Origin of the sequence: Lichenifustis flavocetrariae, from assembly GCF_026130545.1 — a bacterium.
GTDB classification, from domain to species: Bacteria; Pseudomonadota; Alphaproteobacteria; order Rhizobiales; family Beijerinckiaceae; genus Lichenihabitans; species Lichenihabitans flavocetrariae.
The window spans coordinates 1-13,892 of record NZ_JAMOIM010000048.1 but is presented as its reverse complement, the minus strand read 5'-3'; the positions used below and the strand labels follow the sequence as shown (position 1 = coordinate 13,892).

Annotated in this window: 15 protein-coding genes; 4 read left to right on the top strand and 11 right to left on the bottom strand. The window is 61.5% G+C overall.

Translation table 11 applies throughout. From position 1 onward, the window contains the following. Positions 1–33 precede the first annotated feature (33 nt). The 9 genes from groL to M8523_RS31195 all read right to left on the bottom strand — a co-directional run bounded on the left by groL (position 34) and on the right by M8523_RS31195 (position 8,274). Positions 34–1,695, bottom strand: coding sequence for a chaperonin GroEL (groL, locus tag M8523_RS31235; protein ID WP_282588756.1), 1,662 nt, complete (start codon positions 1,693–1,695; stop codon positions 34–36). A 54-nt stretch (positions 1,696–1,749) separates the two neighbouring features. Continuing rightward, positions 1,750–2,037 carry a co-chaperone GroES gene (groES, locus tag M8523_RS31230; protein WP_282588755.1) on the bottom strand — a complete coding sequence of 96 codons (288 nt, stop codon included), beginning with the start codon at positions 2,035–2,037 and terminating at the stop codon, positions 1,750–1,752. Between the two features lie 299 nt (positions 2,038–2,336). Beyond that, entirely contained in the window at positions 2,337–2,606 is a 270-nt protein-coding gene (locus tag M8523_RS31225; RefSeq protein ID WP_282588754.1) for a hypothetical protein, read from the bottom strand. Positions 2,607–2,668: 62 nt separating this feature from the next. Continuing rightward, entirely contained in the window at positions 2,669–2,863 is a 195-nt protein-coding gene (locus M8523_RS31220; RefSeq protein WP_282588753.1) for a hypothetical protein, read from the bottom strand. A gap of 101 nt (positions 2,864–2,964) precedes the next feature. Then, entirely contained in the window at positions 2,965–3,702 is a 738-nt protein-coding gene (locus tag M8523_RS31215; protein WP_282588752.1) for a hypothetical protein, read from the bottom strand. A 300-nt stretch (positions 3,703–4,002) separates the two neighbouring features. Further along, positions 4,003–5,922 carry a molecular chaperone DnaK gene (gene dnaK, locus M8523_RS31210; RefSeq protein ID WP_282588751.1) on the bottom strand — a complete coding sequence of 640 codons (1,920 nt, stop codon included), beginning with the start codon at positions 5,920–5,922 and terminating at the stop codon, positions 4,003–4,005. A gap of 88 nt (positions 5,923–6,010) precedes the next feature. Then, positions 6,011–6,574, bottom strand: coding sequence for a nucleotide exchange factor GrpE (locus M8523_RS31205; RefSeq protein WP_282588750.1), 564 nt, complete (start codon positions 6,572–6,574; stop codon positions 6,011–6,013). Between the two features lie 435 nt (positions 6,575–7,009). Beyond that, on the bottom strand, positions 7,010–7,357 hold the full coding sequence (locus tag M8523_RS31200) for a chaperone modulator CbpM (protein WP_282588749.1): 348 nt from the start codon (positions 7,355–7,357) through the stop codon (positions 7,010–7,012). After that, positions 7,354–8,274 (bottom strand): DnaJ C-terminal domain-containing protein, encoded by a 921-nt coding sequence (locus M8523_RS31195; protein ID WP_282588748.1) that lies wholly within the window; start codon positions 8,272–8,274, stop codon positions 7,354–7,356. Before M8523_RS31195 ends, M8523_RS31200 begins: the two co-directional genes overlap by 4 nt. A 513-nt stretch (positions 8,275–8,787) precedes the next feature. Here M8523_RS31195 and M8523_RS31190 point away from each other — a divergent pair. Then, positions 8,788–9,666: an aldo/keto reductase gene (locus M8523_RS31190; RefSeq protein WP_282588747.1), complete on the top strand. Its 879-nt coding sequence runs from the start codon at positions 8,788–8,790 to the stop codon at positions 9,664–9,666. A 493-nt stretch (positions 9,667–10,159) separates the two neighbouring features. Here M8523_RS31190 and M8523_RS31185 read toward each other — a convergent pair whose 3' ends face one another. Together M8523_RS31185 and M8523_RS31180 are read right to left on the bottom strand one after the other, a co-directional pair. After that, a complete protein-coding gene (locus tag M8523_RS31185) occupies positions 10,160–10,462 on the bottom strand; it encodes a hypothetical protein (protein WP_282588746.1) in 303 nt (100 codons plus the stop codon). 88 nt (positions 10,463–10,550) lie between these two features. Continuing rightward, positions 10,551–10,706, bottom strand: coding sequence for a DUF3309 domain-containing protein (locus tag M8523_RS31180; RefSeq protein ID WP_282588745.1), 156 nt, complete (start codon positions 10,704–10,706; stop codon positions 10,551–10,553). Between the two features lie 659 nt (positions 10,707–11,365). Here M8523_RS31180 and M8523_RS31175 point away from each other — a divergent pair. From M8523_RS31175 to M8523_RS31165, 3 genes are all read left to right on the top strand, one after another. Continuing rightward, the gene (locus M8523_RS31175) at positions 11,366–12,496 is read left to right on the top strand and encodes a sensor histidine kinase (protein WP_282588744.1); all 1,131 of its coding nucleotides are present in this window, start codon (positions 11,366–11,368) and stop codon (positions 12,494–12,496) included. Between the two features lie 739 nt (positions 12,497–13,235). After that, positions 13,236–13,445, top strand: a complete 210-nt coding sequence (locus M8523_RS31170) for a hypothetical protein (protein ID WP_282588743.1) — start codon at positions 13,236–13,238, stop codon at positions 13,443–13,445. Then, positions 13,435–13,892 (top strand): recombinase family protein (locus M8523_RS31165; protein WP_282588742.1); only part of this gene is annotated, 458 nt, incomplete at its 3' end. The genes M8523_RS31170 and M8523_RS31165, both read left to right, overlap by 11 nt.

Here is a 13,892-nt window from a genome sequence, read left to right as displayed (position 1 = left end):
GCCGCCAAGCGCGATCCTCTCGAGGCGGGGACGCTAAAAATCCATACCGCCACCCATGCCGCCCATGCCACCGCCGCCGCCGCCGCCGCCGGGCATGGTCATCGCACCCTTGTCCTTTGGAGCATCCGCGATCATGCTTTCCGTCATAATCAACAGACCTGCGACCGAAGCCGCGTTTTGCAGCGCCGTGCGCACGACCTTGGTCGGATCGACGATTCCCGCTTCGACCATGTCGACATACATCTCGGTCTGCGCGTTGAACCCGAACGTGGGGGATTTGTTCTCGCCGATCTTTCCGACGACGATCGAGCCCTCCAAGCCGGCGTTCTCGACGATTTGGCGCAAGGGTGCCTCCAGCGCTTTCGACACAAGGTTAATGCCCGCCTGTACGTCCGGCACCGGGCTCTTGAGAGCGTTGACAGCCGCTTTCGCGCGGAGGAGAGCGGTGCCCCCGCCCGGGACGATACCCTCTTCCACCGCGGCGCGGGTGGCGTTGAGTGCATCGTCAACGCGGTCCTTCTTCTCTTTGACCTCGACCTCGGTCGAGCCGCCGACGCGGATCACCGCGACGCCGCCCGCGAGTTTGGCCAACCGCTCCTGCAGCTTTTCCTTGTCATAGTCCGAGGTGGTCTCCTCGATCTGCGCCTTGATCTGGGCGATGCGCCCGGTGATGTTCTCTTTTGACCCGGCGCCGTCGATGATCGTCGTTGTCTCCTTCTCAATGCGAACCCGCTTGGCGCGGCCGAGCATCTCCAGGGTGACGGATTCGAGCTTGATGCCGAGTTCCTCGGAGATCATCTGGCCCTTCGTCAGGATCGCGATGTCCTCCAGCATGGCCTTGCGGCGGTCACCGAACCCCGGCGCCTTGACGGCCGCGACCTTGAGGCCGCCACGCAGCTTGTTGACGACCAGCGTCGCGAGCGCCTCACCATCGATGTCCTCGGCGATGATGACCAGCGGCTTGCCGGACTGCACGACGGCTTCGAGCACCGGCAACATGGCCTGGAGCGACGAGAGCTTCTTCTCGTGGATCAGAATGTAGGGGTCCTCGAGTTCCGCGATCATTTTCTCGGCATTGGTGATGAAGTAAGGGCTGAGGTAGCCACGATCGAACTGCATGCCCTCGACGACGTCGAGTTCGGTCTCGGCGGTCTTGGCTTCCTCGACGGTGATAACCCCCTCGTTGCCGACCTCCTTCATAGCCTTGGCGATCATCTCACCGATCGACTTGTCGCCGTTGGCCGAGATGGTACCGACTTGAGCCACTTCATCCGATGATCCGATCTTCTTCGAACGGGCCTTGATGTCCTCGAGGGCCGCAGTCACGGCCATGTCGACGCCGCGTTTGAGATCCATCGGGTTCATGCCGGCGGCGACGTATTTGATGCCTTCCTTGATCATAGCCTGAGCGAGGACCGTCGCGGTGGTGGTGCCGTCGCCAGCGATGTCGTTGGTCTTCGAGGCCACCTCGCGCACCATTTGTGCACCCATGTTCTCGAATTTGTCCTCGAGTTCGATCTCCTTGGCCACCGTCACACCGTCCTTGGTGATGCGGGGAGCGCCGAACGACTTGTCGATGATGACGTTGCGGCCCTTGGGCCCGAGCGTCACCTTCACAGCGTCATTCAGGATATCGACGCCGCGCAGCATGCGATCTCGAGCATCGGCGGAAAAGCGGACTTGCTTGGCTGACATGACTCAGGTCTCCTGGACCGAAATTTGAAGGGAATGGTGCACGGGAACGAACGATCAGGCGACAATGCCCATGATGTCGCTCTCCTTCATGATGAGCAGTTCGTCGCCGTCGATCTTGACTTCGGTGCCGGACCACTTGCCGAACAGAACCTTGTCGCCGGCGCGCACATCGAGAGGCGTGAGAGCTCCAGCCTCATTTCGGGCGCCTGGGCCCACGGCCATCACCTCGCCCTCCTGGGGCTTTTCCTTCGCGTTGTCTGGGATGATGATCCCACCCTTGGTCTTCTCCTCACCTTCGAGGCGACGCACGACAATGCGGTCGTGAAGCGGACGGAATTTCATGGTTTCGTTTCCTCTTCGTGGCCTGCCCAAGTCGGACAGGTGGCGTTGCTAACGCCGTCGCTGGGATGTCGACAGGGCCGGCATCCGATCTTCGACAAGGCTACCCCGCCTGCTGTTCTGACGCCCACAGCGAGTTCGAAAACCGGTTATGCGGAAATGCGCGAGCTTGCGGGTTCAAGGCCCTGCACCTCGATGAGGCCAGGCCCAGTACGCGCAGGAACCGACCTCTGTCAGGATCGGTGTCAGCCGGACCATGAGGTGTCCTCGGACAAGATGGAGCTCACGCGGCCCGACGAGGCTCACTCTTCGACTTGTCCATTAAGACTGGCGATTCGTGAGTTCAACAAAGTGATAATCTCGAAGTGCAAGGAACTCGATCCTTCCGCGGAAGGGATCATTTGCTTTATCTCTTCAAGCACTCTTGCCCCTGTTTTTGCCCCAGCTGGAGAGGCCTGCAGGTAATCCTCAATAGAGGACTCCGTAAGGAAAAGAGTGTCTGCTCCACCGATGTGAAGCAGCGCCCCGATTTGGAGCGCGAGGGTGTGCTCGGGCGTATGGACCTGATTCATAATCGTTCTCCTGCGTGGAGCGGCTTAACCTTTCGCGGACCTATACGGAGGGAGAGCGGCAATCAGATTTGGACACCGCTGAGATCGCTGTCTGGCGCTCCTTCAATAATCTCACGTTCATTTCCCAGTCGGCTTCTCTCGGCAGTGAGTGCCTCGTGCAGATGCGATTCGAGAGCATTCCTCAGCTGACCTTCGATCTCGGCAAGCCGGCTCTCGATGTTCAACAGCCTTCTTCTTTTCTGGTTCGAGTCCATCATCGGTCTTTCGTGGATCGAGCGAAGCGGCAGCCTGCAAGCGGTCGATACCGTCCTGGATCGACTTCGCCGACCGGCTCGCGACTGAGCATTCGCGGATTGTTTCAGGTGGCCAGGGCCGTACGGCCGAGGTCCAGAAGCTGGCGCGGCGTGAGGCTCGACAGGTCGGCAGAAGTCGCGCAAACTAGGCGCTGAAAGGTCTCGCGATGGTGCAGTCGAAGCCACTCCATCAAGTGGTGCGCAGCGTCGCTATGCCCCTTTCCATGGCCCAGGAGGACGATCCTTCCATGCGGCACAGCCGCCGCCAGCGCCTGCGCTATGCGCTCGTAAAAGGTCGGGTCCTCCGCGGCCCGCTGGCCTCGCTCAGGTGACTGGTCCTTGTGCGAAAGATGATGCAGAAAGTGATGGGGATCGTACGGTTTGATCTCGTGATTGGCGGGGTCATCCGCACGGAGATCCATGCGGTAGACCTTCGCCTCATGGTGATCGATCGTCACGAGGAAGTCCGTGCTCGTCGTCGACGGATCAACGGGAACCTCAATGGGCAGGCCGGCCCTCTTCAGGAAGTGCCGCAGCACCATGACTTCGTCGAGGGTCAGGTCTTTGCCATGAGGCCGCCGGAGCAGTTGGTGTTCCGTCCCGATCCTGATCGATGTCTCGTTGTTCGATTTTTGTTCGACGGTCCCTAAACTTGAAAGCAGCGCGACGACGTCGACCCATTCCAAATTGTGCGCGACAGGATGCCGGCAGAGGGCCTCCAGCGTTCTGCTGCCCAATTTCGACAAATCCGGAAGCTTTGGCGTCATCGAGCCACCCTCGACTGCGGTCTCTGCTGTCTGCATGATTTTGTTTCCAACCGTTAGAGCCGGGGAGCGGACGGGTCGGCCAGCGCCTGAGGTGACAGCCTCGTTGCTGAACAGGAAGTCGTTCGTCCTGGCGTTTTCCGAGCCATGCGGCTCAATGCATCCGGAGGCGGGCCCGCATCACCGAAAGGAGCGAAGCGCGCCGACCTATTTCTATCGGGGTCGAAGGCCTGAGCGAGCTTCCCGACAGTATCCCCGCTCAGGCGTATGTGATGATAAGTTCAGGCCACGCCATGCTTTTGGGGAAACAATGGTCTCGCCATTCTCCCCCGGTCCAGGCTACGCGGCCTTGTTGCTGCCGCTGATCTCTTCGAAGTCGGCGTCGACCACCTTGTCGCTCGGGTTGGCGCCATGTCTGCTGGATCCTGCTCGGTCGGACGAGGATCGCCCCGCCTGCTGGGCGTCCTGAACGGCTTCCGCAACCTTTGACGATGCTCGCGTCAGGCGCTCGGCGGCCTGCTTCAGGGTGGCCTCATTTGTTCCCGCCAGAGCGGCATGCACTTCCGCGATCGCCTCCTCCGCCTCGGTTCGCTCAGCCGGACCAATCTTCTCGCCATGCTCGGCCAGCGTCCTCTCCAGTTGATGAGCCGAGGCCTCTGCGTGGTTCTTGGTTTCGACGAAGGCACGCCGCTGCTTGTCCGCGACGGCATTTGTCTCTGCCTCCCGCACCATCTTCTTGATGTCGGTATCCGAAAGCCCGCCATTAGCCTGGATCCGGATCTGCTGCTCCTTGCCGCTCGCCTTGTCCTTGGCCTGCACGGAGACGATCCCGTTCGCGTCGATATCGAAGGTGACTTCGATCTGCGGCATGCCGCGCGGTGCCGGCGGGATGCCCATCAGGTCGAATTGGCCGAGCACCTTGTTGTCGGCGGCCATCTCGCGCTCGCCCTGGTACACCTTGATGGTCACGGCGCCCTGGTTGTCGTCGGCCGTCGAAAAGACCTGGCTCTTCTTGGTCGGAATCGTCGTATTGCGATCAATCAGGCGAGTGAACACGCCGCCGAGCGTCTCGATGCCGAGGCTCAGCGGTGTTACGTCGAGCAGCAGCACATCCTTGACGTGACCTTTCAGCACGGCGCCCTGGATCGCCGCGCCGATCGCGACGACCTCGTCGGGATTGACGTTCCGGGCCGGATCCCGGCCAAAGAACGTCTTGACCGCTTCGACCACCATGGGCATGCGGGTCATGCCGCCGACGAGAATAACCTCGACGATGTCGGTCGCCGTCACGCCAGCGTCCTTGAGCGCAGCGCTGCAAGGATCCATCGTCCGCTTGACGAGATCGTCCACCAGGCTTTCAAGCTTGGCCCGCGTCAGCTTGATCACCAAATGTTTGGGTCCGGCGGCGTCCGCCGTGATGAAGGGCAGGTTGATTTCGGTTTCGAGGGCCGAGGACAATTCGATCTTGGCCTTCTCCGCTGCTTCCTTGAGGCGCTGCAGGGCCAGCTTGTCGCTTCGGACGTCGATCCCCTGGGTCTTCTTAAACGTATCGGCAAGGTAATCGATCACGCGGGCGTCGAAGTCCTCGCCTCCCAGGAAGGTATCGCCGTTGGTCGACTTCACTTCGAAAACGCCGTCGCCGATCTCAAGCACCGAGATGTCGAAGGTACCACCTCCCAGGTCGTAGACGGCGATCTTGCCGGCGTTCTTCTTGTCCATACCGTAGGCAAGGGCTGCGGCCGTCGGCTCATTGATCATGCGCAGCACGTCGAGGCCCGCGATGCGCCCGGCGTCCTTGGTGGCCTGTCTCTGGCTATCGTTGAAGTAGGCCGGAACGGTAATCACCGCCTCGGTGACCTTTTCGCCGAGATAGGCTTCCGCAGTCTCCTTCATCTTGCCGAGGATGAAGGCGCTGATCTGGCTCGGTGAGTATTTCTTGCCACGCACGTCGACCCAGGCGTCGCCGTTCTCACCCTTCACGATGGCATAGGGGACCAACCCCTTGTCCTTTTCCACCAGAGGATCGTCGTAGCGGCGACCGATCAGGCGCTTGATCGCATAGAGGGTGTTGGACGGGTTCGTAATGCCCTGCCGCTTCGCCGCCTGCCCAACCAAACGCTCGCCATTGTCCGCGAACGCGACCATGCTGGGCGTGGTGAGAGTTCCCTCGCCGTTCTCGATGACCTTGACGCTGCCCCCCTCCATGATGGCGACGCAGGAATTTGTCGTCCCGAGGTCGATGCCGATGACTTTGCTCATTTGGATGTGCCTCTAAGGAGAAGTCGGTTCGACGATTGACGAACCGTGGGCGGGATGTTGAACAGACGGGACGGCAGCCGGCGCTGTCCTACGACCGCGCGTCGTCGGCCGTGCCGTTCGGCGGCAGCGGAGCCTTGGCGACCACCACCATCGCGGGGCGCAGCAATCGCCCGTTCAGCGTCCATCCCGCGGAGAGCGCGTGGACGATGGTGCCGGTTGGAGCAGCGGTACTTTCCTGTTCCGACACCGCCTGATGCCGGTTCGCGTCGAAGGGGACGCCCAGTGGCTCTTCCCGCTCGATGCCGTTGCGCTTCAGCAGCGCCAGGAAATTTCGCTCGATCCCGGAGAAGCCGTCCCGAAGGTCGGCAACGATCGGTGGCTCCCCCGGCACCTGAGGCGGAAGGCTGTCCAACCCACGCCTCAGGTTCTCGACGCCATCTACGACGTCCGTCGCGAATTTCTGCACGGCGTAAAGACGCGCGTCCTCCACGTCACGTCGCGCTCGCGTTCGGACATTGGCCATATCGGCCTCGGCGCGCATCCAACGATCCCGATAATCTGCGGCGAGCTTGTTGTTCGCCACATCGTCGGGCGCCGTGGATGCGGCCAATTCGCCGGATGGATCCGCAACTGCCGCGTCGCGCGAACTCATCGTCCGTTGCTCGCACGGATGAACGAGCCCTTTTCGACTTCAATTTGCATAAGTGTCATCCAAGTCAGAGCAGGGCACTCGCCCGTCAATGCGAAAATCGCCGCGTGCTCCATCGCCATCGATGATAATGCGGCGCAGAGTCCACCGGGCCGTGGTCATTGCGGACGAATTACTTCAGGAGGATCGATCGACTGGCGCTATGAGACGGCCGACATCATCGATTTACGCTGGATAGATTTGCCATTGCTTGTCCATGAAACGCAGCATACGGACCCCTTGGGCCAAGCGCCTCAATGAATGCCGGATACCGAGTATGCGGAAACGCGTCGTCGGAACGATGAAGCGGTGGAACATCGGATCAAATCGACCTGACGTTCGTGCAAGGTCGGAGCGGTTCCGCTATGGAGGGTGGTCCCGTTGAGAAAGATGTATGCGTCAGACGTCGCCATTCCCGTGCTCCGTCCGGAGCGACAAGGCATCGAGCAGCGTCAGCCGCATGTCAAAGGGCGCGAGCCGGTCGATGATGTCCCGCAAGCGACGAAGGCGGCGACGCTCCCCGTAGAGCTGGTCGATGAGACTCAGGACGATCGGTAGCACATCCTCTTTCAGCCCGAGGTCATGTCGGAGTTCGCGTATGAGGTGCAGCCGCGCCACGTCGATCTCACGGAAGAGCCAGGTGCCCCGGCTGCCGTCCGGCTGTACCCAGTTCTCGTCGATCCAATGTTCGACCTCCGCGCGATCAAGCCCGGCAACTTCGATGATCAGCGCGTCGATGGTGATCATATCGATTCCTCCAGTCCCTTCCGCGGATCCCAGGCGGGCGGATCCTTCCGATCGCGGAGAAACGCGGCCAAACCCTCGTCAGGGGGACCGAGCACGATCCTCAGCGTCACATAGGCATCCCCCGCCGGATGGCCCGCGGATGCGGGAACCCCCTTGCCCCGCAGGCGGAGCTTGGTTCCGGACTCGGAGTGGACGGGAATCGTCATGGTGACCGGACCGGCGATCGTGGGCACCGACACGGGACCACCCAGCACGGCCTCGGCAACGGTCACCGGCAGTGCCAAATGGATATCCCGTCCCTCCCTCGTGAAAAGCGGGTGCTCTGCGACTTCGACTTCGATCAAGGCGTTGCCGGGCGGATCACCGGGGGCACCCTTGCCACGCAGTCGCAGCACCTGCCCGCTTTCTAAACCCGGCGAGATCCTGACTTCGAGGCTACCGCCCTCGGGCAGAACCAGGCGCTGCGTCGTCCCCCGCGCCGCATCCAGGAACGGGACCGAAAGGGAATAACGGCGGTCCGCGCCGCCTCTTGGGGCTTCCTGCCGACCCCGTGCGCCGAACATGCCCGACAGAATGTCGCCCAGGTCGTCGTCTCCACCGCCAAAACCCGCTCCGTAGCGCCTGCCGGCGGGGCCTTCGGCGTGGTCGCGATACGTTCGTTGCCGCTGCGTCGGTCCCTGCGGTGGCCGTTCTTGTCCAGCCCCGTCGATCTCCCCGCGATCGAAGCGCGCGCGACGCTCGGGGTCGGTGAGGAGGTCATTGGCGGCATTTGCCGCCTTGAAACGCTCCTCCGCCTTGGCGTCACCGGGATGGAGATCCGGATGGGACGTCTTGGCCAGCTTCAGGAACGCGCTGCGGATCTCCTTGTCCGTCGCGTTGCTGGCGACTCCTAGGATTTTGTATGGATCGTCGGCCATAAAGTCTCCGCGAATTTTACAACGATGGCCGCGCTTGCTCCGACACGTCCGACCCGGGCGGATCACTCCGGACGAAGCGCGCACCCTGACGCCGGACCATGAAGTCGTCTATCCTGGATGATCCTGGGACGCGCGAAGCGACAACGAAGACCGGGTATTCGGAAACGCATCTCATCGCGGCCGATTTGGGCGACTGTGGTTCGCCGATGACCTGGCAAACGGTGGGTGAAAAGCTGCGCCTCGCCGAACTCACCTAGTGAACTGCCATCCACGATCGAGGTTCGGTGCGACGCCCGTTCGTATTCGCATACTCGATGCGCAAAATAGGCGCCCGACGCGCTTCAAGTCGTTTGCTACCGTTCGGGGGACATGATGCGTCCGATCACGGGGCTGGCGATCGCTGATCCGCTTCGGGCATTCTCGAACCGAAGACTTCGGCAAGATGCCGTGGGAGCAATGGGCGATGGCCGAGGTGGTGCCTATTGCATCCGACAAATAGCGGAGGAATGGGAAATGAAGGATTTGGACGCTGGAAAGGCCGGCACGTTCAGGATCGGCGGTAATATCTCGGTGAACCGCCTGGGCTTTGGCGCCATGCGGTTGACGGGCAAAGGGATCTGGGGCGATCCTGCCGACCGTGCTGAATGCCTGCGCGCGCTACGATGCCTGCCGGAGCTCGGGATCAACTTCATCGACACGGCCGATTCGTATGGTCCGGACGTCTCCGAACACCTGATCCGCGAAGCGCTCCACCCCTATGGCGACATCGTCGTTGCCACGAAGGCCGGATTGGTGCGGACCGGACCCGAGCAGTGGCACCCGGTCGGGCGGCCGGAATACCTGCGGCAGCAGGCGCTCATGAGTCTCAGATTTCTTGGCGTGAGCCAGATCGGCCTCTGGCAGCTGCATCGCATCGATCCGAAAGTGCCGCGCGACGAGCAGTTCGGCGCCATCAAGTCCCTTCTCGACGACGGCCTCATTCGACATGCCGGGCTAAGCGAGGTCTCGGTCGAGGAGATCGAGGCCGCCGAAAAGGTATTCCCCGTTTCAACGGTGCAGAACCGCTTCAACCTGATCGACCGGACGAGCGAGGCCGTCCTCGGTCATTGCGAGTCGAATGGCATCGGCTTCATCCCGTGGTTCCCGCTGGCCTCGGGCGACCTCGCAAAACCGGGTTCCATGCTGGACAGCATTGCCAAACGCCACAACGCTGTCCCGAGCCAGATCGCCCTGGCTTGGGTGCTCAAGCGCAGTCCCGTGCTTCTCCCTATCCCGGGCACGTCGCGTGCCCGGCATCTTGAGGAGAATGTCGGTGCCGTGAATATCGTTCTGTCCGACGAGGAGTTCTTCGCGTTGGACAAAGAGGGCCGCGCAGCATTCCAGCACGCCTGAGGCCCCCGAAAAGGGCGCCCGGGTATGAATCGGCCTCACCTTCAAAATATGCAAGGCAGATTGTGAAATCGCGGCCAACAATGCCCCGACCATGTTGCGCGACCGGGGTCAACGGATTGTTGGTGGGGAGTTCCGTCCCTGGCGAACCTGCCGCCACGGCGTTCTCGCCGCGATGCGTCGGACCCCCGACGACTTTATCGGGAGAGGTGACTTGAATAAATCAGACGCTTGGCTAGCGGCGCGATAGTGCTCGGCACGTTTGACGAATTCGACGACGTGCGTCGCGGCGCGGTCGCGAGCCCGGATATCCTCAGCGGCTCACCCTAACATTAGGTATCTTCGGCGGCGCAGGCGATATTGGCCGCTGCAGACCAGTAGGCGCTGGACAGGCCCTCTCGCCGGATTTGCGAGCTTGGCGTCTGCGTTCAAGCCGGAAGCCCTCAACTCAACTGCCGGGAGGTATGCGGAGGAGCTCCCGGCGTCTGATGCTGCGTCAGCCGCTAAGCGATGTCATCGTTTGTGTCGTCCGCCCCACGACAAGCTCGTCGATTTCTAATCGCTCGATCCTGAGCACCTTGACCGAGCCACGTCGCAAGGTGAGCCGTCCGATCACCAATCGGCCGATCACAACGGCGCCAATCGCTGCCGCACCGAGCGCGCACGCGCCGACAGCCATGGCGCTCAGCGAGCCTGCGCCGAAAGCGCGTGCGCCAACGGCCTCAATGCCACGCGCGTGAACGGGGCTCGCCGAAGGCGCCTTGGTGCGCTGTTCCGCGCTCAGGTCTTGGACGCTCATGATGCTCTCCCGTCGATCGGTTGCGAACTGCTGTCGCGGCGGTCTCTGTCGGAAGAATCGGGTTTTCTCGCCTTCGCTACCGCGCCCCTCATCGCAAGAAATAGATCGCCAGTAGGATCAGAACGATGCCGCCGAGTCCGATGCCTCCGAAGGCCCCAGCGCCGTACATTCCGGAATTCATGCCGTAATAGCCACCACCTCCGAACAGGAGAAAGAGGACGACGATGATGATGATCAAGTTCATGACGGGGCTTCCATTCAGAATATTCGATCGTGATGTGTTTGATTGGTGTCGTCGTCATCGCTTGTGCGGTTTCGAACCTATGGTCGAATCGACACATTCCAAGAGCCTTGTTCGGGATGCTTCAGCTTTCCGGCCCGCTGTCGCGGGCGCAGATATCCTGTTTCAGGACCGCACGAATGATCCGCGTCGTCCACAAACCGCATCCCAACACACAAAACAATGTCCGACGTTGTAGGCGGTTCCCAACCGTTTTTGGATACTCAGTATTCGTGATTGCAGGCTATCCTAAACCAATATCGCGTCTTAATACCCAAATAAACATGAAGATCCGCAATTTTTTCTTAGATCTGATCTGGTCAATCGATTCTAGTATTACCACCGCTCGATTATTTTACGATACGACAAAGTCAAACTCTGTAATTTTCGAAACAAGTCGTGGGGAAAGTCTGCCGACGGGTTTGATGTCATCAAGTGATGCCGGCCGCGAGTGACCTGTGCCGCACATCCCTGGGAAGAAAGCGCCACAAGGGCCTGCGCCCAAGAGCGGCGATTGTTGGAACGGGTTGGGTGACAGGACTCTCATGATGCAAAAGGCAGACGCCAGCTCAACATCGCCGACCTCGGAGAATCGTGAGGACCGCAGGCGGCTCCCCGTCTTCATGTCCGAGAACATCAAGCCCATTGTAATCGAATGGGAGAACTTCGCGCGAACGTTGACGCCGACAGCCGACGGCATGACCCCGTTGGGGTTGCGGGACCACATCCATCTGATCCTGCAATTCATCGTCGACGACATCCAGTCGGAACAGTCGCCCAAGGAAGAGACCATCAAGTCCAGGGGGAAAAAGGCCCGCAATCGGGCTATCACGGCTGCGGAAACCCACGCGGCACTGCGCCTTTCGGGTGGCTTCAACATCGGCCAGATGACCTCCGAGTACCGGGCCTTACGCGCCAGCGTGATCAAGCTCTGGAGGAGAACGAACCCCTTCATGGACGAGAAGGACTTCGAGGACCTGACGAGGTTCAACGAGGCGATCGATCAGGAACTGATGGAGTCGGTGACCTACTACACCCACGAGGTACTAAGATCCAAGGACCTGTTCATCGGCATCCTGGGGCATGACCTTCGGAGTCCGGTCCAGGCGATCATGCTCTCGGCCGAACTCATGCCGCGCATGGGACCGATCAACGAGCGGCAGGCGATGCTCGCGGGAAACATGTCCGAATGTGCGGAACGCATCAGCGGACTGATCGACACTCTCACGGACGTCACGCGTGCGCGGTTCGGCGCTTCGCTCCCAATCATCCGATCCCAGATGGATTTCGGCTACGTCGCCCATCAACTCGTCGACGAGACCAGGGCCGCGCACCCGGGGCGAAACATCAACCTCGATGTCGCCCCCGGGAACCTGAAGGGTGAATGGGACAAGGCCCGTATCGGGCAGGTCTTCTCGAACCTGCTCGGTAACGCCATACAATATGGCTTTCAGGACTCCTCGATTGATGTCGGAATCGCAAGCGACAAGGACTCGGTCACGTTGACGGTCCGCAACCGCGGTGTCCCGATCCCGGCCAACAAGTTGAGCACGATCTTCGATCCTTTAACCCGCGCGACGGCCACGACAGGTCGGCATGCGTCCACGAATCTGGGGCTGGGCCTCTACATCACTCAGGAAATTGTCGTAGCTCACGGTGGGACGATCCATGTCACCTCGTCCGAGGAACAAGGAACCACTTTCACCTCCTGTTTTCCTCGCTCCAGGCCAAAACCAGCGCTACACGTGGCTTGAGCCAAGATCGACAAGGGCCGCTCCGTCCTGAAACGCTGGGGTCTGGCGCACTTTGCGTGCAAATTGGGATGAATCCGGAATGACTCCAGGGGCGTAGACGGTCAGGCCGACGGAGGATCAGATTGTGGATCGGCGCGAGGTCCTGACGCCGATAGGCGCAGTAACTACCTGGATTATCGAAAATCCGGCAGGGTCCCTTGCCAATGCTGTTTCACATCGGACGGCTCGAGCATAGAAGTGGCTCCGGTTGTCTGAACAGCACGGTGTGGCGAGTTAAGTGGAATTCCGCCGGGTTCAAGCTGCCGCGGGTTGCGGCAATTGGTTGAAGTAGGCCTGATCCGGTGTCTTCCGGTCAAGGCTCGAATGGGGTCTGCGGCCCGTTGTACAACTCCCCTCCACAAGACCCACGGTACGGCCATTGGGGGTGAGACCACGGTCATTTACGTGTGGCATCCCTGGTCCGGACGGACGATCCGTCTGCATGAGGTGATTGAGAGGACCGCTGGCGCGTCGGCACGCTGCAGCCTCGTGGATGCACCCGCCGTGCGGGTTCAGGAACTCCCGGTCTGGATGTTGGACACCGCGGTCTGCCGCTTGATGCGTTCGGCAGCGGAGCCGATCGCGGGGCTGGACGCGCTCACGACCCTGGCGGGTCTGCTGCGAGACGCGATGCAGCGCACGGCGGCCGACGCGGTGGCGAACGCGAGGGTAGCCTCTCCCGAGTCTCGAGGAGAGCGCCATGTCACGACCCCATCGTCGGTCCCGAAGGCCGCATCGACAACTGGACCTGCTTTTGGCGGCTCCGGCGACGCCGGATGTGGCGCCCCGTTGGAGCAGCTTGCCGGCTCCGACCCGCCAGGCGCTGAGCGGCCTTCTCATACGACTGATGGAGGCGCACGCCGCCAACGCCGGTCTGCCGCTTCCGCGGGGCGGCGCCGATGAGCAGTGACAAGATCGGCCCGCAGCATCGGGCCCGCAAGGCAGTCCTCTATGTCCGCCAGTCCTCGGCGCATCAGGTCCAGCATAATCGCGAGAGCCAGTTGCTCCAGTATGCCATGCGCGACCGCCTCGTGCTTCTTGGCTGGTCCGAGATCGAGGTCGTCGACGAGGACCTCGGCTGTTCGGCGGCCGGCGGGACGACGCGCGCCGGCTTCGAGCGCATGGTCGCTGAGGTCTGCCTGGGCAAGGTCGGCGCGGTGGCAGCGCGCGAGGTGTCGCGTTTCGCGCGCAACAGCCAAGACTGGCAGCAGCTCGTCGAGATGTGCCGCGTCGTCGACACGCTGCTCATCGATCAGGAAGCGATCTACGCACCTCGGCAGGGCAATGACCGCCTGCTCCTTGGGCTCAAAGGCAGCCTCAACGAATACGAACTCGATCTCCTGCGGCAGCGCTCGCT